Genomic DNA, 23,137 nt, shown 5'->3' with positions numbered 1-23,137 from the left:
CATGAACTGGCCGCGGGCCCGGGTCAAACCCGGGCCCGCGGTGTTTTGGTTTACAGGGCCAACGGTCCAGGCGCGCCGGCCAGCGCCCGGTACACATCGACCATGGCCAGCACCTCGGCCGTCTGGCTCTGCACCGCCACGTCACGCACGGAGACCAATTCCTGGTCGGCCGACAGCACTTCGAAGTAGCCGATGAAACCGCGCTCGTAACGGACCCGCGCCAGTCGAGCAGCCTCGGTGGCCGCCTCGACGGCCAGTAACAGGTGCTCGGTGCGTTGCCGGCTCTGCTGGTAACGCACCAGGCTGGATTCAGTGTCTTCAAGAGCGGTCAGCACGGTCTGCTGGTAGTTGGCCAGGGCCTCGCGGCTCTCGGCGTCGGCCGCGTCGATGCGCGAGCGGACGTAGCCGTAGTTCAGGAAGGTCCAGTCGACACCCAGGGCGACGGCGCGCGAACCGGTGCCATCGGAGAACAGGTCACCGGCCTCCGGGGCCACGGTGCCCAGCAGGCCACTGAGCGTGAAGCGCGGGTACAAATCCGCCGTGGCCACGCCGATGCGTGCCGTGGCCGCGGCCAGGCGGCGTTCGGCGGCGGCGATATCGGGGCGCCGGCGCAGCAGGTCGCCGGGGGTGCCGGCGGCGATCACCGGCCGCTCACCCGGCAGCGCCTTCACCGGCGCCAGCACGTCGACCAGCGCATCCGGGGACTGGCCGGTGAGCACCGCGATGCGATGCATGGCCACGCGGATACTGGCCCGAAGCAGTGGCAGCCCGGCATTGATGCGCTCAAGCTGCGCCTGGGCGCGGACCTGGTCGAACTCGGTGCCGCGACCGGCGTCCAGCCGCGCCGTGACAATATCCACGGCTTCGCGTTGCAGACTGACGTTGGCTTCGACCACCGCGTACAGCTGCTGCAGGCCACGCAGCTCGAAATAGCTGCTGGCCAGCTGTCCGACCAGTGCGACCTGGACGGCGGCCACGTCGGCAGCCGTGGCGTCCAGCTCGGCACGCTGTGACTCGGTGATGCGGCGCAGCCGCCCGAACAGGTCCAGTTCCCAATCCGCAACCAGGCCGGCACTGTAGCTGTCGACGCGGCGGGGGCCGGCGCCCGGGGGAATCCGCTCGCTGTCGGCCAGCCTCAGCTTCGCCCCGTCGGCCTGGGCCGAAACGTTGGGCCACTGGCCGCGTTCCGCACCCTCAAGCAGCGCCGAGGCGCGGTCATAGCGCGCCAGCGCGGCGGCCAGGGCCTGGTTCGCGTCCAGGGTCTGCTGCACCAGTTCGGCCAGCAGCGGGTCGCCAAAGCCACCCCAGAACAGCTGCTCACTGCTGGCGTCCAGCTGGTGGTCGCGGGCCAGGTCGAACTCGGCCGGCGCTTGGGTTTCCGGGCGCTCGTAGTCTGGCCCGACGGCGCAGGCGGACAGCAACGCTGCAGCGCCGGCGATGATCAGCCTACGCATGGGACTCTCCCGGCTGGATGACAGCCTCGTTGTCGTGTGTCGCCCCCGGCAGGTCGCCGTGACTGGCCAGCGGGCGGCTGCCCGACAGCTTGCGCAGGGCGACGTAGAACACCGGCGTCAGGAACAGGCCGAAGGCAGTCACGCCCAGCATGCCGGCGAACACCGCTACGCCCAGCACCTGCCGCACCTCGGCGCCGGCGCCCGTGGCCAGCATCAGCGGAACGACGGCCGCGGTGAACGTGATCGAGGTCATGACGATCGGCCGCAGGCGCAGGCGGCAGGCTTCCAGCGCCGCCTCGACGATGCCCTGGCCGCGCAGTTCCAGGTCGCGGGCGAATTCGACGATCAGGATGGCGTTCTTGCACGCCAGCGCGATCAGCACCACCAGTCCCACCTGCACGAAGATGTTGTTGTCGCCACCGGTGAGCCACACCCCTGCCAGCGCCGAGAGCATGCACATCGGCACGATCAGGATCACCGCCAGCGGCAGTACCCAGCTCTCATACAGCGCCGCGAGCACCAGAAATACCAGCAGGATCGCCAGCGGGAACACCAGCAGCGCGGCATTGCCCTGGGTGGCCTGCTGGAAACTCAGGTCGGTCCACTCGAATGTCATGCCGGGCGGCAGCACGTTTGCCGCGATGTCCTGCAACGCGTCCATCGACTGGCCGGACGACAACACGCGCGGGTCGGCTTCGCCGGCCAGGTCGGCGGCCGGGTAGCCGTTGTAGCGCAGCACCGGGTCCGGGCCGTAACTCTCGCGGATATCCACCATGGAGCCGATCGGCACCATGTCGCCGTTGGCATTGCGCGTGCGCAACCGGGCGATGTCCTCGACACTGTCGCGGAACTCCCCGTCGGCCTGCGCCATCACCTGCCAGGTGCGGCCAAAACGATTGAAGTCGTTAACGTAGGTCGAGCCCAGGTAGGTCTGCAGGGTGCCGAACAGTTCGTCCAGCGGCACGCCCTGCGCTTTCGCCTTGGCGCGGTCGACCACCGCGTCCAGCTGCGGCACATTGGCCTGGTAACTGCTGATGGGGAAGCCAAAGCCGGGCGTCTGCACGATGGTGCCCTGGAACGCGTTGACGGCATTCTGCAGCGCGCCGTAGCCCAGGTCGGCACGGTCCTCGATAAACAGCTGGAATCCGGAACCGTTGCCCAGGCCCTGGATGGGCGGCGGCATGAAGGCAAACGCCTGGCCGCCTTTCAGTCCGGCGATACCCTGGTTGATACGCGCGTTGATCTCCTCGGCGCTCAGCTCGCGCTCGGATGAATGCGACAGCGGGAAGAACACCACGCCGGTGTTGGACGTGTTGGTAAACTGCAGGCCGTTCAGCCCCGGAAACGCTACCGCGTGCTCCACGCCGTCGATGTCCAGGGCGATGTCGATGACTTCCTGCAGCATCTCGTCGGTGCGGTTCAGCGACGCGCCCTCGGGCAGCTTGACGCCGGCCATCAGGTACATCTTGTCCTGGATCGGGATAAAGCCGCCGGGCACCGACTGGAACATGCCGGCCGTGGCCGCGAGCAGGCCGATATAGATCACGAACACCGCGCCCCGGCGCGTCAGCGAACGCGACACCGTGCCCTGGTATTTTTCCGATGCCGAGTTGAACAGGCGGTTGAAGGGCCGGAACACCCAGCCGAACATCGCGTCGATCAGGCGGGTCAGGCCGTCCTTCTCCGCGCCTTTCGGCTGCAGCAGGCGAGCCGCGAGCGCCGGTGACAGGGTCAGCGAGTTGATCGTCGAGATCACCGTCGAAATCGCGATGGTGACGGCGAACTGGCGGTAGAACTGGCCGGTCACGCCATCCAGGAAGGCCATCGGTACAAACACCGCGCAAAGTACCAGTCCGATGGCGACGATGGGCCCGGAGACCTCGCGCATGGCCTGGTGGGCGGCGGCCAGCGGGGTCAGGCCTTCCTCGATATTGCGCTCGACGTTCTCGACCACGACGATGGCGTCATCGACGACGATACCGATGGCCAGCACCAGCCCGAACAGCACCAGGGAGTTAATGGAATAACCCAGCAGGAAAAGGGCGGCGAAGGTGCCGACAATGGATACCGGCACCGCCAGCAGGGGAATGATTGACGCGCGCCAGGTCTGCAGGAACAGCGTCACCACCAGCACCACCAGCAGCACCGCTTCCAGCAGCGTGGAGATCACCGAACGGATGGACTCGCTGACGAACACGGTGGTGTCGTAGATGCTGCGGTATTCAACGCCCTCGGGGAACGACACGGACATCTCGTCCATGGCGGCGATGACCTGCTCGCGAATTTCCAGCGCGTTGGCGCCGGGCGCCTCGAAGATACCGATGGCCACAGCCTCCTGGCCGTCCAGCTTGGAGCGCAGGCTGTAACTGCCCGCGCCCAATTCCAGCCGAGCTACATCGGCCAGGCGGACGATCTCGCCGCGTGCGCCCGTTTTGAGCACGATATCGCCGAACTCGTCGACGGTTTCCAGGCGGCCCTGGGCATTGATCAGGGTCAGGAACTCGCTGCCCGGCATCGGTTCCGCACCCAGCTGACCGGCCGACACCTGGACATTCTGTTCGCGCATGGCGCCGATGACATCGTTGGCGGTCAGCCCGCGCGCGGCCACCTTCTCCGGGTTCAGCCAGGCACGCATGGCATAGTCGCCGCCACCAAACAGCTGCGCGTCACCCACACCGGGGATCCGCGCCAGCCGGTCACGCACGTGCAGGCGCGCGTAATTTCGCAGGTACAGCGTGTCGTAGCGATTATCCGGCGAGACCAGGTGAACGACCATCAGGAAGGTCGGTGACTGCTTCTGCGTGGTGACACCCTGCCGCCGCACCGCTTCGGGCAGGCGTGCCAGCGTCTGGCTGACCCGGTTCTGCACCCGCACGGTGGCATCGTCCGGGTCGGTGCCCGGCCGGAATGTCACCGTCATCTGCAGCACGCCGTCGGAGCCGGCCACTGACTTGTAGTACATCAGGTCCTCGACACCGCTGATGGATTCTTCCAGCGGCGTCGCCACGGTATCGGCGATCTCTTTCGGGTTGGCGCCGGGGTAGACCGTCTGCACCATCACCGAGGGCGGCACCACGTTGGGGTACTCGCTCACCGGCAGGCTGGGAATGGCGATCAGGCCGATCGCGAAGATGACGATCGACAGCACCGCAGCGAAGATCGGCCGGTCAAGGAAAAAACGTGAGAAATTCATGGCGTGGTCCTCCCCTGGGCCTGTCTCAGCGCTGGTTCTGCGCCACGGCGGCGCTGTCATCGCCCGCGCCCGGCCGCATCGCCACCGGGTTGGGGCTCACGGGCATGCCCGGGAAGAAGATGCGCTGGGTGCCGTTAACGACCACCCGGTCACCGGGCTCCAGCCCGGCATTGATCACCAGCAGGCTACCGGCCTCGGACCCGGGCACGACGTCGCGGCGAGCCGCGGTGTTGTCGTCGCCAATCACGTAGACATAGCGACGGTCCTGGTCGGTCAGCACGGCCTTGCGGTCCACCAGGATGGCCTGGTCGAGACGGGTCACGGGCATGTCGACACGGGCAAACTGGCCCGGTGTGAACAGTCCGTCGGGGTTCGGCAATTCGGCACGAAACGTCAGCGTGCCCGTGGCCGGGTCGACACGATTATCGATGTAGTCCAGCGTCGCCATGCGGTTCGTTTCCGTTGCGCCGCCCAGGGTCACGCGCACCGGCGTGCCTGCACGCGGATCCACCAGCTGGCGGCTGCCGTGGGCATCCGACTCGTTGCTGTTGAAGTAAACGTGCAGCGGGTTCACTGACACGATGGTCGTCAGCAGTGACTGGTTGGCGTTGGCCAGGTTGCCGCGGGTCACCAGCGCGCGGCCGGCGCGACCACTGACCGGCGCGATCACGCGGGTGTACTCGAGATCCAGCTCCGCGGTCTCAACCGTGGCCTCGGCCAGCGCGACGCGCGCCTGCGCATCGGCCAGGGCGGCTACGCGCTGGTCATGTTCCTCGCGGGAAATGGCGCGGTCGTCCATCAGTTCCCGGGCCCGCTCGGCTTCCTGGCCAGCCAGTTGCAACTGGTTGCGCGCGCCTTCGAGTTCGGCGCGGGCCGCCCGGGCACGGGCTTCATAGGGGCGCGCGTCGATCTCGAACAGCACGTCGCCGGCGTCCACCAGTTCACCCTCGGTGAACGTCACCGACTCGATATAGCCGCTCACCCGCGGCCGCAACTCGACCGTTTCGGGGGCTTCCAGCCGACCCGTGAAGGTCTCGTTGATGGTCACGGCCTCGACCAGCACTGCCGCCACGTCGACTTCCGGCGGTGGCGGTGCGTCCTGCCCGGTCGCGCCCTGGACATCACAGCCCGCCAGCACAGCAGTAGCCAGCGCCGCCAGCGCGAACTGGCCCAATCGGTGTGTCACCGGCAACTGCCGGAGTAAGAGAGATTGCATGGTTTTCGCCCCCGAAACTTGGTCGCAGAATCAATATGGGAAGACCGATTCAGGTCTTCCTGTTACGGAGGAAAGATTACGGGTGATGGGCTGGCCGGGGGTAGCGAGATACTGCTCATTGATTGCCTGTTTCTGCAAAAGCAGGTCAATTCGCTGCACCTGGACAGTGACTATATTCATGCATTGCTTATGTGACAACAAGGTTTCAGGCCAATGTTCAATTGATGACCTGTGATGGACCCTTGTACACTCTCCGTATGCCAAATGGCATACCAATTGCCTGATCCTGCCTATTGATTGCCTATTTCTGCAATAGATTGGATCGATCCTGTCGACCCTTCCGGGCCGCCCCTATACTCAATAATCATTCGAGTCACGAATCCTGGAATACGACCATGGCAGCCGACATCTCACCACTCAAGGAAGGCCAGAATGGCGTCGTCAACGAACGCCTGGTGCGGCTTGTCAGTCGCCAGTTTTCCGGTCCCGGAAAAATCGAAACGGATATCCCCGGGCTTTGCCTGTTCCGCTCCGATTCGAACACGACCTGCCAGGCGGGGACCTACGAGCCGTCGCTGTTTTTTGGCATCCAGGGCGCCAAGGACGTGCAACTGGGCGACCGGAATATCCGCTTCGAGCCGTTCTCCTACCTGTTTGCCACCGTGCACCTGCCGGTGCTGGTCAACCATATCGACGCCAGCCCCGAACACCCGTACATGGGCCTGAAGCTGACCGTCCAGCCCGAAGAATTGACGCAGTTGCTGATGGAGACCAGTGGCTCGGCGCCTCAATGTGACCGCGACATGCCCTGTGACAAGTCCTGCGGCCTGACCCAGGCTGTCATGGGCAACGACATGCAGCTCGCCCTGGAGCGACTCCTGGGCCTGCTCGAAAAGCCGGACGACATCCCCGTGCTCGCACCGATGGCGCGGCGCGAAATTCTTTACCGGGCGTTGATGGGCGAACTGGGCCCGCATATCCGCAGGTTCGCCACCATCGACCCGCAGGAACAACGTATCTCCCAGGTGATCGGCATCCTCCAGGATCGCTTCAATGAGCCGATGCGCGTCGGCGACCTGGCCGAGCAGGTCAACATGAGCGAATCAAGCCTGTATCACAGCTTCAAGCGGGTCACGCGGATGTCGCCGCTGCAGTACCAGAAGATGCTGCGCCTGAACGAAGCGCGACGCCTGATGCTGACCGAGGGCCTGGAGGCCGCATCGGCCAGTTACCAGGTGGGCTACGAGAGCCCGTCACAGTTCAGCCGCGAGTACCGCCGGCTGTTCGGCGCGCCGCCGCGTACCGAGATCGGGCGCCTGCGGGCGCAGGCGCACACCCAGCTATAGGCCACTTCTGGCGCGGCCGAAGATCACTCTCGGCCGCCGCCGGCCGTTCAACACTTTGCCCGCCCAGGTCGAGCGTACGACCGCGTCGTAGACCAGCAGCGACAGGCCAACCGTGGCCAGGCAGACCACCGCCAGCTTGATGCTCCAGTGCAGCGGCCACTCGGCCACCATCACCTGCAGCCACACCACCAACGGCAGGTGCACCAGGTACAGCCAGTAGGACGCATCCGCCAGGTAGCGCACCACCGGGCTGGGACGATCAAAAAACCGCCTGAACAGGCCGATGCTGGCAGCCACCAGGTGCCACATCATCACCGCGTACGTGAACACGAACACCCCGCGCAGCCATGCATAGCGGGCATGCGTGGGCTCCGACTGGACGTCCGCCAGGAAGACGGTCACGACCAGCGCAACCACCAGGCAGACCAGTCGCCAGGCTGACAGGCGAGACAGGTCATCCATCCGCACCGGAACGCGCTGCAGGCACCAGCCAAAGACGAAAAAACCGCCATAGACCGCCAGTACCTGCAGATCCGGAACCAGCGACCGGTCCGGCGTATCCATACCCCAGTTGTCCATGAACCAGAGGCAGCCGGCCACGGGTAGCGCGGCGACCAGCAAGCCGGCCCGCGATCGCGCCACCCAGGCCGTGAGGGTATCCAGCACCCTGCTGCCGGTGTGGCTCAGCGACCCGGACACACCCACGCAACCACGAACCAGCAGGGTCAAAGCGGTGATCAGCAGCAGGTAGTACAGGAACCACAGGTGGGTGCCGACAAACAGCCCGGCCGGCAGCGACCCGAAGGTCGCGAAACCGGCTTCCAGCGCCGCGGCGACATCAACATCCCCGCGCAGGCTCTGGCCACCCAGGATCCAGCCGCTGACCAGCAGCGGCCGCAACACGAACCAGCCGGCCACGAACGGCAGGCCGATGCGCAATAGGCGCGAGGACAGGAAGTCCTGCATGCCCTTGCGTTGCAGGGTCATGCGGCTGAAGAACCCGGCCACCAGGAAGAACAGCTCCATGCGGAACGAGTGACTGACCAGAACGAACACCGGAACGATGTCGCCAGTGGACACGTCCATGACCGCCCAGCCGATGTACACCGGCATGAACGACAGGCTGGCGTGGAAGACGATACCCAGCAGCAGGGCGAACGCCCTGACGCCATCCAGGTAATCAATCCTTGTGGCCGGGGATGCCATGATCAGTAGAACCCGACCTCGTCGACCTCGTATTCGAACTCGGCCGGACGCACGTCATAAGCCACCAGGCTGATGCCGGTCAGCGTGGCCGGGTTCAGCGGCGTCTGCTCGGACCATGCCCGTTTCATCGAGTCGAAGGGAATCTTCACGTCCTGGAAATCGCCACCACTGGCCGGGCTGATGATCGCGGCATGGAAGTCGAAGTTGGTGACCTCGGCGCTGTTGGCCGACACCGACAGGTTGCCCTTGTTGATGCGGACCCGCAGCCGGATGCCTTCGAAGTCGCTGGCGTCGAAGGGCTGTCCCTGGGGCGCCAGCGGCAACGCTGCGCTGGCCCAACCCGGCTGACCGCGTGCCGGCGAGATCTCACCCTTCACCGTCAGGACGCCTTCCGCAACCGTGGGCGCCTGGGTGGTCTGGCCGCCGGCGCTGGTGTCGGTGATAAAGAAGCGGGGCACGCCGCGGGACGTGGCCCCGGCGCTGCTGAAGTCATCCACGACGGGGGCAGATTCCGCGGCCCAGCTGGTGGCGGTGAAACAGATGGCCATGGCGGCCAGCGAAGTCATCGGGTAGCGAATGAAACTCATGATCGGGTTCTCCTGTTGAATGGGTCGTACAGCCAACAAGTGCCCGAATCCCGCCAAAAGGTGACAACACATTTAGCCACCGGCTCACTACGCAGAATTGTCATCCAGAAAAGTTTCTGTCACCTTCATCCGGGTTCCGGGCACTTAATGACCGATGCTCAAGAATTCGCAAATCGACGGCCCGCGCGGAAACCGCGCAACCGATGCCGACCTGGTCGCAGCGTCGCTGGGGGGTGATCGCCAGGCCTTTGGCCACGTGGTTGACCGCTACCAGCGGCTGCTCTGCTCCGTGGCCTATGCCTCGCTTGGCAATATTGCCCAGAGCGAAGACCTGGCCCAGGAGGCCTTTATCGAGGCCTGGCACAAGCTGCCCACGCTGGCCGAACCGGAAAAGCTGAAGGCCTGGCTCTGCGGCATCCTGCGATTCAAGCTCAGCCATCACCACCGCAGCGAATCGCGCCGCCCAATGGCCGCCGCGCAGGCGCTGGACACGGTGGTGCACTTGCCCACCGACGCCGCCGGCGTCGAGGAACAGGCCATGGATGACGAACAACAGGCGCTGCTCTGGCAGGCGCTCGAGAACGTGCCGGAAAACTACCGCGAAGTGATGGTGCTCTATTACCGCGAACAACGCTCGATGGCCCAGGTCGCGCAGGACCTGGACCTGAGCGAGGCCACCGTGAAGCAACGCCTGTCGCGCGGCCGCAAGATGCTGCAGGAACGCATGATGCGCTTCGTGGAAGATGCCCTGACACGAAGCACACCCGGCCATATTTTCACCGCGGGCGTGATCGCCGCCCTGCCCGCCGCCATGGTGGCCACACCGGCGAAGGCCATGGGCGCCGGCGCCGTGGCCACCCAGGCCGGCTCGGCCATCAAGTGGACCGGGCTGGCCGCGTTCCTGGCCTCGGCCTCGGGATTCATCAGCTCGGCCTTCGCGTTGCGCGCGACGCTGGACCGGGTACGGACAAAAAGGGAACGCCGGCAGGTTATACGCACCGTCGTGGCGTTCATGGGTGTCGCGCTGCTGTTTGCGGTGGCCCTGCTGGGCATGGTGCAATTCACCCGCAACCATCCGGCACTGGCCGTTCCCATGGCATGGACGGCCCAGGTCATTGTCCTTGGCTTTATCGCCGGCTACATCGCGCTGACGGCGCGCCTGATGGGCGGTATGCGCCGGCTGAGATCCGCGGAACGAGCGCGACGGCCCGAACGGTTTACCGCCGAGGCCGACCAGGTCGACGCGCCGCGGCGGGAATACCGCAGCCGCGCCAGCCTGTTCGGCCTGCCGCTGGTGCACATCAAGTTCGCGATGGCCGAGGAAGGCGAGACCCCCGCCACCGGCTGGATCGCCGCCGGCGAGCGCGCATACGGCATCCTGTTCGCCTGGGGCGGCTATGCAGTGGGCATGATCAGCGTGGGTATTGTTTCCGTGGGCGTGGTCACCGTAGGCGCAGTCGGCTTCGGCCTGGTCGGCGTGGGCACTGTCGGCGTGGGCCTGCTGGCCATCGGCGCGGCGGCCATCGGCTTTCGCGCCTATGGATCGCTGTCGGCGCTGGGCTGGGACGGCGCCCTGGGAGGCGGCTTTGCCATTGCCCATGACGCGGCGATCGCCCCCGTCGCCGTCGCCCAAGAAACCAACAGCGAACGTGCAGCCGAGTTGCTCGACCTGGCGAGCACCCAGGCCACGCAGCCGGTCGCGCTACTGCTGATCGCCGCCCTGGTCATTGTTCCGGTCGTGCTGTATGCCCGTGCAGTGAGACGGCGTTACAAGCAGGAAAATGACGGCCACTGACCCCGCAAAGCAACCTGTCCCGGCTATGATGGCTTAAGGAACCACGTTGTCGCCCGGGAAAATCCATGTTTGAACCCGTCCGCTATGTCGCCAACCGTGACGGCCAGTACGTCGCCTACCAGGTCATGGGCAGCGGTGAACTCGACATCATTTTCATCCCCGACTGGGTGACCAACCTGGAGGTCATGGCCGAAGAGCCCAGCATCGCCCGGTTTTTCGAGACACTCTCTTCATTCGGCCGCCTGATCCTGTTTGACAAGCGCGGCAGCGGCCTGTCCGACCCGGTGCCGCTGGGCGCCATCCCCACACCCGAAGAATGGATGCAGGACATCGTGACGGTCATGAACGACCTGGACTCCGATGCCGCCGCCATCATCGGCCATGCCGAGGGCGGCAGCATGGCCACCCTGTTCGCGGCCACGCGCCCCAACCGCTGCCGTGCCTTGGTTCTGGTCGACACCTGTGCCAGGCGCCTTCGCGCCCCCGGCTATCCCGAGGGTATGCCGGAAGAGGTCGCCCAGCGAAAATTCATCGACCACGGCATCAGGACATGGTGCACCGGCGAAAGCGCGCGCGACCTGGCCCCCGACCTGGCCATCAGCCGCTCCTTCATCCAGCGCCGTGCGCGCCTGGAACGGCTGGCCATGAGCCCGGCGCAATTCGCGGCCATGTATCCCACCACCTACGAGATGGACACGCGGCACGTGCTGGGCACCCTGAAGATGCCGACCCTGGTGCTGCACCGCAGCGACAACCCGTACATGCGGGTCGATGGCGGCCGTTACCTGGCCGACAACATTCCGGGCGCCACGATGGTCGAGATCCCCGGCAACGAACACCTGTTCCACGCCGGCGACACGGTGGCGATGCTGGATGCCGTCGGCCAGTTCCTGGCCGGCACCACCGAGGCCCAACGGCACGACCGCGTGCTGTCCACGGTCATGTTCACCGATATCGCCGGCTCCACCGAGCTGGCCGCCAGGATGGGCGACCAGGCCTGGAGTGAGTTGCTGGCCAAACACCATGCCGTGGTCCGCGCCCAACTGCAGCGCTTCCGCGGCAAGGAAGTCGACAACGCCGGCGACGGCTTTTTCGCCACCTTCGACGGCCCGGCCCGGGGCGCGCGCTGTGCGCTGTCCATTCGGGACGAAGTCCGGGCCCTGGGGCTCGACATCCGCGCCGGACTGCATACCGGCGAAGTGGAGCGCCATGGCAAGCGCAAGGTCACCGGCATCGCCGTGCATATCGGCGCCCGGGTCGCCGCCCTGGCCGAGCCGGGCCAGGTGTTGGTATCACGAACCGTGTCCGACCTGGTCGCCGGCTCCGGGCTGAAGTTCTCACCGCTGGGTGACTTCGCCCTCAAGGGGGTGGACGGCGAGTGGAGCCTGTTCGAGGTGCTGTGAGTGAGCGGTTCATGCCACCGCACGACCGTCATTGCGACGCAGGTACTGGTGCACGTAGTAGCCCTGGATCGCATCAATGGCCACGTGCAGGATCATGGGTAGCCAGAGCGAGCCCGAAAGCAGGTATAACGCGGCCAGAAAGCCGCCGACCAGCATCACCCGGGGCACACCCGACAGCCCCTGGTAAGCATGGCCGAGCCCAAACAGGACGGTGGCGACAATGGCCGCCAGCCAGGCGGGCATCCAGTACGCGAGATAGCCGATCAGGAATCCCCTCCAGAGCAACTCCTCGACCACGCCAGCGGTCAGGCTCAGGCCGAAGAAGGCCCGTCTTTCCCGCAGGGTATGGGGCAGGAGGGGCTCCACGCCATCCAGCTGCGCAGCAAGCTGTTCCCGCTTCCCGGGGTCATCACCCGCCAGGGCCCTGAATTGCACGATCATGAGCGCAATCGCGACCGCGGTGACAATGGCGGCGATGATCATTCCCGTGTCGACCTTCATGCCCAGGCCAAGCGCTTCCGGCTCCCGCCCCTGCCCGAACCACATGGCGATACAGAGAAAGAAGAACGTCCACTGGATCACCATCGTGGTGCGGTAGATCGACAGGCGGGTCAGTTGGCCGGAGACGAGCAAAGCCCAGTAACGGCGGTAGCTATAGAAGCCGTAAGCGGGCCACAGCACCGCGAACAGCATGAAAAGGCTGTGATCGAGCCAGCCCGGGGCGTATGATTGTATGTTCATGGACAGAATAATATTCACGTTAACATGAATAATCAACATGAAAAGCACTAGCACTGGCCCTGAAGCCGTCATGGCCATCGCCGACCTGGAGCAGGCGCGACTGCTGGCCGACCCGCTGAAACTCAGCATCCTGCAGGCCATGGGTGGCGAGGCGAAGACCACCATGCAGGTCGCAGAGGCCATGGGCGAGAAGCCAACCCGCCTGTACAGACACGTTGAAGCACTGGAGGCTGCCGGACTGGTTCGCCTGGTTCGCACCCGGCCCAAACGCGGCACGGTAGAAAAGTACTACCAGGCCGTGGCGCGCCGGTTCGAAGTCCACCCGGACCTGTTTGCCCCGGAAGACAACACGCTGGACACCATGCTGGCTGGCATCCTGACCAGGGCGACCACGGAAATCGGTGAAGCCATGAGAAACTTCCGCCAATCACCGCACCCAGACGGCCCGCAGCCGTTATTCCTGCACCTACGTGCGGAAGTCAGCGCAGCTGACCTGGACGATTTGCACCGAAGGCTGATGGACTGGGCCGATGACCTGGAGTCACGGCAAGCGACAGCGAGCCACGAGAGCACCGCAAACTGGTCCGGATTCCTGGCGTTTTATCCGTCGCCGACCGGGCAGAAAAGCAATCGGGAAAACACGTCATGAGACAAGACGAATCAGATCGCCTTGGGTTTCGCCTGCGCGGCAACGAAATGACGCGGACAGAGACGTTCACCGATGCCGCGTTCGCCTTTGCGCTGACCCTTTTGGTGGTGTCCATCGACCATATTCCGGCCAGCTACGACGAGCTCGTCGCGGCAATGCAGGGCATTCCTGCATTCGGGCTGTCCTGCGCGCTGTTGTTCCTGTTCTGGCACGGGCACTGGAACTGGAGCCGGCGCTACGGCCTCGAAGACTTTCCCAGCATGATGCTCAGCTTTGTCCTGGTGTTCGCCGTACTCTGCTACGTCTACCCGATGCGCTATGTCACGTCCATATTCACGGCATGGATTACCGGCGGGCGGCTATCGGCCGGCGCCAGAATCGATGAACTGGGCGACCTTTACGGCATTTTCGCCATCTACAGCCTGGGCTTTGCCGCCATGTGCCTGGTCATCCTTGCACTGTACCTGCGCGCGTGGTTACAGCGCGAAGCACTTGAGCTCAATGTAACCGAGCGGTTTATCACCCGGGCGGAAATGGGCAGTTGGTCCATCCTTGCCAGCGTGGGACTGCTGGCGGCCCTGATGGGGATGTTTGCCCCACACCGAATGTGGACCGTGCCCGGCTGGGTCTATTTGCTGCTGCCCATCGTCATGCCCCTCTACGGAACGATCGTGGGACGGCGGCTGGCAAGGATGAAAGCTACGCTCTGAGCAAAGCGTGGCCGGAACCCCGGCCACGCTGCCCCCCACTTCTGCGAACCGGTTGACCCGGTTCGTGTGCACAGATCGCGGGCTCCCACAATCACGGCTGGATGTCGTCAATACTCAACCGGGTAATCCAGTAGGCCGTGTCCGGGGTCGGCCAGTCGTTGTAACGGGCGTTATTGACGTAAAGCGCATCGCCATGAAACGCACCACTGGCGACACCATCCATGTCCGGATCGATGATTTTGCCCAGCATTTCACCTGTCAACAGGTCGTCATCAAGCGCCACCACCTGGACCCAGTCCCCCCCGGAACCATCACCAAAGGGGGTGAGGATGAACAGCAGGTTGTCGCGCATGATGATGCCGTCAATGAAGCCCACCAGCGGTGGATTCACGTCGATCAGGTCGGACTGCCCTGTGGTGGGGTCGACACGGTAGATCTGCGCCGTCTGCGAATCACCGACAATCAACGTGGAACCATCCGGCGTCGCCACGATGCCGTTGCCGGTGGTGATGCCGCCAGCCAGCGGGATGGCCGTCGCAGCGTCAGGCTCCATCGGTATCCGACCGTTTTTCGACAGCGGCAGGCTGTACAGGAACGGAGCAGTGAAGTCGGTGAAATACACCGTATCGCGTGTGATGGCGATGTCATTGATCACGTGACCCAAATCGGCCAGCTGGTAGATCATGACCACCTCACCGGTATCGCCGTCATACACCGTGGCGTCACCGTAGAAGCAGCCAGCGACAAACAGCAGGTTGCTGCGCCGGTCCAGTCGCATGCCCAGCTTCTGGCAATCGGTCAGGACGTCAAAGTCCGGCACCGGCGGAACCAGGACCTCACCCTCGCCCGAGCGCAGGTCGACCCTGTAGATTGAACCGTCCACCGAGCCGCTGTACGCGGTGGTGCCCTTGCCGATGGTGAAGCCCTCGTGCGGAGAGCCATCGAGCACTGGAACAGTCTTTGGAAACATCTGCTTGCCCGCGTGTGTGACTGGCGACAATGCGGTCAGGACAGCAGCTGTAAGCACCAGGATTTTCAGTTTGTTACGGTTCATTTTTCCCCCGCGAATCAACAAAAGTAAATTGTGTCTAAAATGCACACAGGACAAGATGTTGGAAAATCCCGGTGCGCACTCTTGGTTCAATACCCTGGAGCACGCCGCGAGAAATGGCCTGATCGAACCCTGATTTTTTCCTGATTGTTCGTTCTTGCCCAGCAAGGGGAAGGTTTGAAGATGGATCAAGCGGCGACACATGCTTTTGGCCCGTGGCGCTTTGACGCGCTGACGGGCGACCTGTCGACCGCGGACTCAACGACAAGGCTGGAGCCCCAGGTGGCCCGGCTGCTGGCTTTTTTCCTGGACCACCAGGACGTCCTGCAAACCCGTGACGACCTGATCGACGGCGCCTGGGATGGCCGGCTGGTGTCCGACCATGCCATCAACAGGTGTATTTCCATCCTGCGCCACACGCTGACGCCGGACGATCGCAACGCCTACATCGAGACCGTAGTCCGTCGTGGCTTCGTCAGTCACTTCCCTCCGGCCGAGACCGAAGTCACCCGACCGGAGACAACGCCATCAACACAACGGAGAACGCGGCGGGGGATGGCCGCACGGGTCGTACTCGTCGTACTCATTGCCGTTGCCGCCGTCGTCATCGAGCGGGCATGGCCGCCTGAAGCGCCGCCGGCCCGGCCTTTCTCGGCCACGGACACACCACTGATCGCGGTGCTGCCATTCATGACCACCAGCCTGGACGAGGACAGCGAATTCCTGGCCAAGGGCATGCATGACGACCTGCTGACGCGCCTGGCCCAGTTGCAGTCGCTTCGGGTCGTCTCGCGAACATCGGTGCAGGGATACCGGGGCACGGAACGTAACATCCGTGAAATCGGCCGCGCACTCCGGGCAGACGCCATACTTGAAGGCGGAATCCAACGCTCCGGCGACAACGTGCGAATCAACATGCAGTTGATCGATGCCCGGGACGACAGCCACCTTTGGGCCGGCCAGTACGACCGTCAACTGTCCGCCACCAACCTGTTCACCGTGCAGTCCGAAATCACCGAAGCGGTCTCAACCGCCCTGCACACCCAGCTGACAGAGCAGGACTCCAGCCAACTCAAGCTGTTGCCCACCGACAACATGGCGGCCTACCGCGCGTGGCACCAGGCCCTGCAGGTCCGGTTCAACAATGGCATGGGAGACCCGGCCTACCGCGAATACCTGGAGGCCGCCGTTGAACTGGACCCGGGTTTCGTCCGCGCCTGGGCGGAACTGGTGGGCGTGATCAGCTACACTGGTTTTGAAAAGGGCGAGACCTCGGCCATTGCCCATCTCAATGGCCTGCTTGAGCGCATTCGCAAACTGTCCCCCGGTTCCGCAGAACACCTGCTGGCGCAAACGTATTACACCTACTACACCCTGCGTGACTACCCACTGGCCGGAGACCTGGTCCGCCAGGTCCGGGGCATGCATCCGAACGACCCCCAGGTGCTGGAGCTCCAGTCCTGGATCCAGCGCCGGCTGGGCGACTTCGATGGCAAAGCCGAATCCGTTCGGCTGGCGTCCGTGCTGGACCCGATGAACCCCTACTGGAACCTGGCGCTCTCCGCCAGCCTGATGGTGACGCACCGATACGACGAAGCGTTGGATGCCATCAATTACGCCGCCTTCCGAACCGTGGAGCTGGACTACACGCAGGCCCTGCTCTCGCTCCGGGACACCGGTGACCTGGCCGGCCTGCCTGGCGCGCTGTCTGCGATTGAGCGCGAGCATGGCGATACCTTAATGGCCGACCTGCATTGGAACGCCGCGATCGGCGCCCGGGACTACGAAGGCGCGCTCGAGGTGATCGACGCCTTTGAAAGCGGCAGCGCGGGGGCGCAGGCCTGGACACATCATCCGTGGCCTGAACCCACCCTGGCCCACATGGTCACCTTGTGGTTCATGGGTGACACGGAAGGCCTGCAGCCCCTGTTGGCCGAGGCCCGGGAGCGCCTGGGTATCGACGAGATCACGCCTCAAACCGACGAGTACGACGTGATGAACCTGGCCTACCTGGCCGCCATTGATGGCGATCAGTCCGAGACCGAACGCCTTGTCCGCGCCTGGCAACGAAAGGCCAGCCAGGACCTGGCCAACCTGGCGAACAACACCGATTACGCCTGCCGCGTTCTGGGCATGGCCGGGGCCACGGCCGCGACGGTGCAGTGCCTGCGAGATGGCCTGGACGGGCCGAGCATGGTCATGCCTTTCATGGAACCACATTTGCCCTTCTACGATGCGATCAGGGAAGCGCCGGCGTTTGTCACCCTGGTTAATAGTCTGGACGATTGAACCCTGCAATGATCACCGAGGCTGTCATCCCGGGCCGGGAGTGAGATACATTGTCCCCGGAACGGCGCAGGCTAATAACAATGAAAAACACCGTCAGGCACGTGGTCATTCTCGGAGGTGGAACGGCAGGCTGGATCAGCGCCGCCATGCTGGTCCAGTTCCTGGGCGCAGACACGCGGATCAGCCTGGTTGAATCCAGCCGCATCGGCACCATCGGCGTGGGCGAAGCCACCATTCCGACCATCAAGACACTCAATTCGAGCCTGGACCTGGGCGAACAGCACTTCATCCGCCAGGTTGATGCCACCTTCAAACTGGGCATCCAGTTCGAAGGCTGGGGCGGCAAGGACAGCCTGTACATGCACACGTTTGGTGAAGTGGGCAAAGACCAGTCGTTCTGCCCCTTCCATCACTATGTCCTGAGGGCCCGGCTGGCCGGCAAGGACGTTGACCTTTGGGACTACTCGCTGAACTACCAGGCGGCGCGCCGGCACCTTTTCGCGCCGGTCCGGTCGGGGCCGGACATGCCCGCGATGGACTACGCCTATCATTTTGACGCGGCGCTGTATGCGAACTACCTCAGGGATTACGCCGTCAGCAAGGGCGTCGAGCGAATCGATGCGGTGGTGGAGTCGGTCCGAACAGACCCGGAAAGCGGTCACGTGACCCAACTGCACCTGGATAACGACGACACCCTGGGCGGCGACCTGTTTATCGACTGCAGCGGCTTCCGCGCGTTGCTCATCGAGCAGACGCTGGGTGTGAAGTTCATCGACTGGGACCACTGGCTACCCTGTGACCGGGCCGTCGCGGTGCAGTCCGGCAAACTGGCGTCGCTGCCGCCCTATACGCGTTCAATCGCGCACCCCGGCGGCTGGCAGTGGCAGATCCCGTTACAGAGCCGCACCGGCAATGGCCTGGTGTACTCCAGCCGCGAATACAGCGATGACCAGGCCCGGGCGATCCTGGAATCCGGTATCGACGGCGACGCCACCACCGACTACAACCTGATCCGCTTCCGCGTGGGTGTGCGCGAGCGCCCCTGGCACAAGAACGTGGTTGCGGTCGGACTGTCGGGCGGCTTCCTGGAACCGCTGGAATCGACCAGCATTCACCTTGTGCACTCCGCGCTCCTGCGCCTGATCTGGTGCTTTCCCCACCAGGGCATTTCCCGTTTCGAGGTGGATGAATTCAATCGCCAGGTCCGGCACGAATGGGCGCAGATCCGTGATTTCATCATCGCCCACTATCACCTGAACAATCGCGATGATTCGGAATTGTGGCGACATTGCGCGAGCATGGAACTGTCGCACGAACTGGCGCACAAGATCTCGCTCTACCGGGAGACCGGAAAGCTGCTCAGGGAGTGCGAGGCGCTGTTCGGCATACCGTCGTGGCTGCAAGTGCTGGAAGGCCAGGGCGTGCGCCCCGGTGAATGCCATCCCATTGCCGCGGCGACGGCGCTTGAAGAGGTGGATGACATGCTGGCTCGCCTGCGACAATCCATTTCCAGGCCGATTGGCGCGATGCCATCGCACGCGCAGTTCATCGGCATGCTAGCTTAGGCACCGCTCACCCTTACAGGAAATATTCCGGAATGAAACGACTGATACCGACCCTGCTGGTCGGCCTGATCACCACCATGAACCACGACACTTCGATGGCCGATATGAACATAGAAAGCGGCCCCTCGGCCGGCCCGGTCAACCTGCCGCTGATCCCATACCCGAGATCGGTCACCCCGGGACCGGGCCAGCTGAGAATGGCCGGCAACGTCACGCTGTCCACCCCGGACGAGGCGGAGAACGCCAGCCGGGCGCTGCGCGAATGGCTGGCCGACAGGGGCATCAACGTCTCAATGGACACCGGCCCGCGGATATCCTTGTCTCTGGGCGACGCGCAGACCCACGGCGCCGAGGGCTACCGCCTGTCCATCGCTGACGACATCCGCATCGAAGCCGCCACCGACACCGGCCTGTTCTATGGCGTGCAGACGCTGCGACAGCTGTTCCCCGTCCAGGCCCAACCCGGGTACACCCTGCCCCACGTGGTGATCGACGACCGGCCCGAGTTCGAATGGCGCGGCAACATGCTGGACGTGGCGCGCAGCTTTTTGCCACTGGAGTACCTGCGCGCGCATATCGACCGCATGTCGCGCTTCAAGCTCAACCGCCTGCACCTGCACCTGTCCGACGACCAGGGCTGGCGGGTTGAGATCAAGGCCTTTCCGAAACTGACCGAGGTAGGCGGCGCCAGCTCGGTTGAAGGTGGCCGTTCCGGGTTCTACACCCAGGCGGAGCTGCGTGAGCTGGTCGCCTACGGCGAAGCACGTGGCGTGATCATCGTGCCGGAAATCGACCTGCCGGGACACACCCAGGCGGCCATCGCGTCCTATCCGGAACTGGCCTGCCCGGATGTCACCAACCTGTCGACCTATTCCGGCGTGGAAGTGGGTTTCAGCAAGCTGTGCCTGACCCAACCGGAGACCACGTACTCGTTTACCGAGGGCGTGCTCACCGAGATCGTTGATATCTTCCCGTCGCCCTACATCCATATCGGCGGTGACGAGATCAAGGACCCGCTGTACGCGGAATTCATCGGCAAGGCGACCCGTATCGTCGAATCGCTGGGCCGCACCGCGGTGGCCTGGGAAGAGGCCTCGGTGGCCGACAACGACCCCGGCGTGCTGCTGCAGCTGTGGAATGACGAATACGACATCCAGCCGGCGCTGGACCGCGGCCACAGGCTGATCCTGTCGCCGTGCTCGTACACGTATTTCGACCACGGCAACTACGAAGGCCAGCCGAACACCTACACCTGGTGCCGCAAGGAAGGTGTGCCGATGGAACGGGCCTACCAGTTCAATCCGCAGTCCTACTCACAGGTGCACGGCGTTGAGTCGGCGATGTGGTCGGAACTGGTGCACACCGATGCCACCGCCGACAACCGGCTCTGGCCGCGGGTGCTGACCACCGCGGAAATTGGCTGGAGCCCGGCGGAGGCCCGCAACTATGAGCAGTTCCTTGACCGCCTGGAGGCGCTCAGGCCACAACTCGACGCCATGGGTATCCAGTACTACCGCCCGCAAGCGTTGCCCTGAACCTGAACCCGGCGCCGCCAGGAGCCGCCTGGTGGCGCCGCGTGATATGCTGGTGCAAACAGACCGGCACGGCGCTCCACCCGCTGGTGCCGCGAGAAACGAAAGGAGTTGGGCCCCTTGTTTCGCTTTCACACCATGGCATGCCAGGGCATGGTCATGCTGGCGACTGTCCCGGCCATTGCGTTGGCCAGCGACGAATCGCCGCGCGCCTCTGAGTTTGGGCCGGGCGTCCTTGAAGAAGTCATCGTCACGGCGCAGAAGCGCGAGCAACCACTGCGCGATGTCCCCATTTCAATCTCGGTGATCGACGGCCAGGCGCTGGAAAACAGCGGCCTGCTGGAACTCGAGGACCTGTCCGCGCAGGTACCGGGTTTTACGGTCACCGAGGCCGCCGTGTCTACGCTGGTGTTCGTGCGCGGACTGGGCTCCGGCATCAACCCGGGTTTCGAACAGTCGGTGGGCATGTACGTCGACGGCGTCTACGCGGGGCGCGGACGCCAGTACCGGGCAGCCTTCCTGGATGTCGAGCGGGTCGAGCTGCTGCGCGGCCCCCAGGGCACTTTGTTTGGCAAGAACACGATTGCCGGGGCCATCAACATCACCACGGCGCGACCACAGGATGAGTTCGGTGGTCACGTGTCGGCCATGCTCGACGCCGAGCACGGCGAGCAGCTGTACAACGCCGTCCTGACCGGTCCACTGGCCCCCACCCTGGATGGCCGGTTCGCGGTCCGCGCCGGGCAGATGGACGGCTGGATGTTCAATAGCGTTCCCGGGCGTGACGAGACGGATGTCGACGAACACGTGGTGCGAGGCATGTTGCGCTGGCAACCCGGCGAGGATGTGGACGCCCTATTCAAGCTTGAGCACAGCCGTTACCGGACCGACGGCCGCAGCACGCAGATCACCAACGCCGGCCCCTGGTTGCCACTCTACCAGGGCTGGGACCCGGCATTCGAAGACCAGTTCGACCTGCAAAAATCGGTCGGTGGCATTGGCCTGGACCACTCCGACACCGAGACATTGAATGCCCTGCTCAGCATCGACCGGCACTGGAGCGGGTTGACCCTGACCAGCGTCACCGGCTGGATGAGTTATGACTACGCGGACGAACTCGATGTCGACTTCGGCCCCATCCCCAACCTGTTCCAGCACGAACCGCAGGACTTCTCGCAATTCAGCCAGGAATTTCGCCTGGCCACGGCAACCGACCAACCGGTCTCGTACATGGCCGGGGTGTATTTCGAGGCGGGCGACCTGGATCACCGGCTTGCCCTGGACGCAGACCTTACAACCCTGGGGTTGCCGCTACCGCTGGCGACCCGCAACATCCTGTTCGACCAGGACTCGCACGCCTGGGCCGTGTTTGGCCAGGCCACCTGGCAAATGACCGACCTGTGGCGGCTGAACGCCGGACTTCGCTACACGCGCGAGTCCAAGAGTGCGTTGCAGTCACTGTGGTTCACCGACTTCCAGCAGCCCACGCCCAACCCCGTGTATGACGCGATTTTCGCCGCCGCAGGTTTCGGCATCGCCCATACTTTTGACCAGGACCGCGACGAGGACAACTGGAGTCCCTCGTTGAGCGTGCAGTTTGACGCCAGCGACACGGTGACCGCCTATGCCTCGGCGGCGCGCGGTTTCAAGGCCGGTGGGTTCAATGCCGCCGAGGTGACCGGTGACCCGGACAACTTCGAGTTTGAGAACGAGACCGCGACCACCTTCGAGCTGGGCGCCAAGACCCGCTTTGCCGGTGACCGGGCGCGGGTGGACATCGCCCTGTTCCACACCCGATTCGATGACCTGCAGGTGTCCACCTTCGAGGGCGTGAACTTTGTCGTCGGCAATGCCGCCCAGGCCACGTCCCGCGGCATCGAACTGGACGGCAGCTGGCGTGTGTCGAAGGCGTTCACGCTGAACCTGGCGTGGTCTTTCCTCGATGCCGAGTACGACCATTTTCCGAACGCCGCCTGCACCATTGCCCAGACCATCGAAAGCGGGCTGGGACCGATGTGCACGCAGGACCTTTCAGGACGCCCGACGCAGTACGCGCCGGGCCATGCCGGGCGCGTTTCGCTGGCCTGGGAGCAGGCGCTGTCCGGTGGCCAGCTGCTGTTCGCCGACCTGGGCGTGAGCCACAGCGATGGTTATTTCGTCGACCAGGACCTCGACCCCAACGCCTTTCAGCCGGCTTACCAGAAGGTCGACCTGCGACTGGGCTGGGCATCGGCGAATGAGCACTGGACCGTGGCGCTTCTGGGCCGCAACCTGGGCGACGAGCTCACCCGCAACCATGGCAGTGACGTGCCGCTGCTGGCCGGCGCGCACTACTCGACCACCGACCGACCACGCTCCGTGGCATTGCAGGTCCGCTACGGATTCTGACCCTTGGGAGAA

The 23,137-nt window shown here is 64.4% G+C and carries 16 protein-coding genes; 9 read left to right on the top strand and 7 right to left on the bottom strand.

Annotation, left to right across the window (positions count from 1 at the left end; translation table 11 throughout):
- Positions 1-50: 50 nt before the first annotated feature.
- The 3 genes from F3N42_RS00925 to F3N42_RS00915 are packed head-to-tail and all read right to left on the bottom strand — an operon-like array spanning position 51 to position 5,833.
- Entirely contained in the window at positions 51-1,454 is a 1,404-nt protein-coding gene (locus F3N42_RS00925) for an efflux transporter outer membrane subunit (protein WP_150862490.1), read from the bottom strand.
- The gene (locus F3N42_RS00920; protein WP_150862489.1) at positions 1,447-4,647 is read right to left on the bottom strand and encodes an efflux RND transporter permease subunit; all 3,201 of its coding nucleotides are present in this window, start codon (positions 4,645-4,647) and stop codon (positions 1,447-1,449) included. The genes F3N42_RS00925 and F3N42_RS00920 overlap by 8 nt, the downstream gene beginning before the upstream one ends.
- A 25-nt stretch (positions 4,648-4,672) precedes the next feature.
- Entirely contained in the window at positions 4,673-5,833 is a 1,161-nt protein-coding gene (locus tag F3N42_RS00915) for an efflux RND transporter periplasmic adaptor subunit (protein WP_224784614.1), read from the bottom strand.
- Positions 5,834-6,258: 425 nt separating this feature from the next.
- Here F3N42_RS00915 and F3N42_RS00910 point away from each other — a divergent pair, with 425 nt between their 5' ends.
- Positions 6,259-7,209, top strand: a complete 951-nt coding sequence (locus F3N42_RS00910) for an AraC family transcriptional regulator (RefSeq protein WP_150862487.1) — start codon at positions 6,259-6,261, stop codon at positions 7,207-7,209.
- Here F3N42_RS00910 and F3N42_RS00905 read toward each other — a convergent pair.
- Together F3N42_RS00905 and F3N42_RS00900 are read right to left on the bottom strand one after the other, a co-directional pair.
- On the bottom strand, positions 7,204-8,415 hold the full coding sequence (locus tag F3N42_RS00905) for an acyltransferase family protein (RefSeq protein ID WP_150862486.1): 1,212 nt from the start codon (positions 8,413-8,415) through the stop codon (positions 7,204-7,206). The genes F3N42_RS00910 and F3N42_RS00905 overlap by 6 nt on opposite strands.
- Positions 8,416-8,417: 2 nt before the next feature.
- Positions 8,418-9,002, bottom strand: coding sequence for a CIA30 family protein (locus F3N42_RS00900; protein WP_224784613.1), 585 nt, complete (start codon positions 9,000-9,002; stop codon positions 8,418-8,420).
- 154 nt (positions 9,003-9,156) lie between these two features.
- Here F3N42_RS00900 and F3N42_RS00895 point away from each other — a divergent pair, with 154 nt between their 5' ends.
- Positions 9,157-10,797: an RNA polymerase sigma factor gene (locus tag F3N42_RS00895; RefSeq protein WP_150862485.1), complete on the top strand. Its 1,641-nt coding sequence runs from the start codon at positions 9,157-9,159 to the stop codon at positions 10,795-10,797.
- A gap of 65 nt (positions 10,798-10,862) precedes the next feature.
- Positions 10,863-12,200 carry an adenylate/guanylate cyclase domain-containing protein gene (locus F3N42_RS00890; protein WP_150862484.1) on the top strand — a complete coding sequence of 446 codons (1,338 nt, stop codon included), beginning with the start codon at positions 10,863-10,865 and terminating at the stop codon, positions 12,198-12,200.
- Positions 12,201-12,209: 9 nt separating this feature from the next.
- Here F3N42_RS00890 and F3N42_RS00885 read toward each other — a convergent pair whose 3' ends face one another.
- Positions 12,210-12,941 carry a CPBP family intramembrane glutamic endopeptidase gene (locus F3N42_RS00885; RefSeq protein WP_191621143.1) on the bottom strand — a complete coding sequence of 244 codons (732 nt, stop codon included), beginning with the start codon at positions 12,939-12,941 and terminating at the stop codon, positions 12,210-12,212.
- 37 nt (positions 12,942-12,978) lie between these two features.
- Here F3N42_RS00885 and F3N42_RS00880 point away from each other — a divergent pair, with 37 nt between their 5' ends.
- The gene (locus F3N42_RS00880; protein ID WP_150862482.1) at positions 12,979-13,590 is read left to right on the top strand and encodes an ArsR/SmtB family transcription factor; all 612 of its coding nucleotides are present in this window, start codon (positions 12,979-12,981) and stop codon (positions 13,588-13,590) included.
- Positions 13,587-14,300: a TMEM175 family protein gene (locus F3N42_RS00875; RefSeq protein ID WP_150862481.1), complete on the top strand. Its 714-nt coding sequence runs from the start codon at positions 13,587-13,589 to the stop codon at positions 14,298-14,300. The genes F3N42_RS00880 and F3N42_RS00875 overlap by 4 nt, the downstream gene beginning before the upstream one ends.
- Positions 14,301-14,391: 91 nt before the next feature.
- Here F3N42_RS00875 and F3N42_RS00870 read toward each other — a convergent pair whose 3' ends face one another.
- Positions 14,392-15,354, bottom strand: a complete 963-nt coding sequence (locus tag F3N42_RS00870; protein ID WP_191621142.1) for an SMP-30/gluconolactonase/LRE family protein — start codon at positions 15,352-15,354, stop codon at positions 14,392-14,394.
- Between the two features lie 180 nt (positions 15,355-15,534).
- On the opposite strand from F3N42_RS00870, the gene F3N42_RS00865 reads away from it, so the two are divergent.
- The 4 genes from F3N42_RS00865 to F3N42_RS00850 all read left to right on the top strand — a co-directional run bounded on the left by F3N42_RS00865 (position 15,535) and on the right by F3N42_RS00850 (position 23,125).
- Entirely contained in the window at positions 15,535-17,640 is a 2,106-nt protein-coding gene (locus tag F3N42_RS00865) for a winged helix-turn-helix domain-containing tetratricopeptide repeat protein (protein WP_150862479.1), read from the top strand.
- Between the two features lie 80 nt (positions 17,641-17,720).
- Positions 17,721-19,205, top strand: coding sequence for a tryptophan halogenase family protein (locus F3N42_RS00860; RefSeq protein ID WP_150862478.1), 1,485 nt, complete (start codon positions 17,721-17,723; stop codon positions 19,203-19,205).
- Positions 19,206-19,237: 32 nt separating this feature from the next.
- On the top strand, positions 19,238-20,740 hold the full coding sequence (locus tag F3N42_RS00855; protein WP_150862477.1) for a beta-N-acetylhexosaminidase: 1,503 nt from the start codon (positions 19,238-19,240) through the stop codon (positions 20,738-20,740).
- A 117-nt stretch (positions 20,741-20,857) separates the two neighbouring features.
- Positions 20,858-23,125, top strand: coding sequence for a TonB-dependent receptor (locus tag F3N42_RS00850; protein WP_150862476.1), 2,268 nt, complete (start codon positions 20,858-20,860; stop codon positions 23,123-23,125).
- Positions 23,126-23,137: the final 12 nt, after the last annotated feature.

The organism is Marinihelvus fidelis, from assembly GCF_008725655.1.
Taxonomy (GTDB): Bacteria; Pseudomonadota; Gammaproteobacteria; order Xanthomonadales; family SZUA-36; genus Marinihelvus; species Marinihelvus fidelis.
This window is presented reverse-complemented; position numbering and strand designations above follow the sequence as displayed.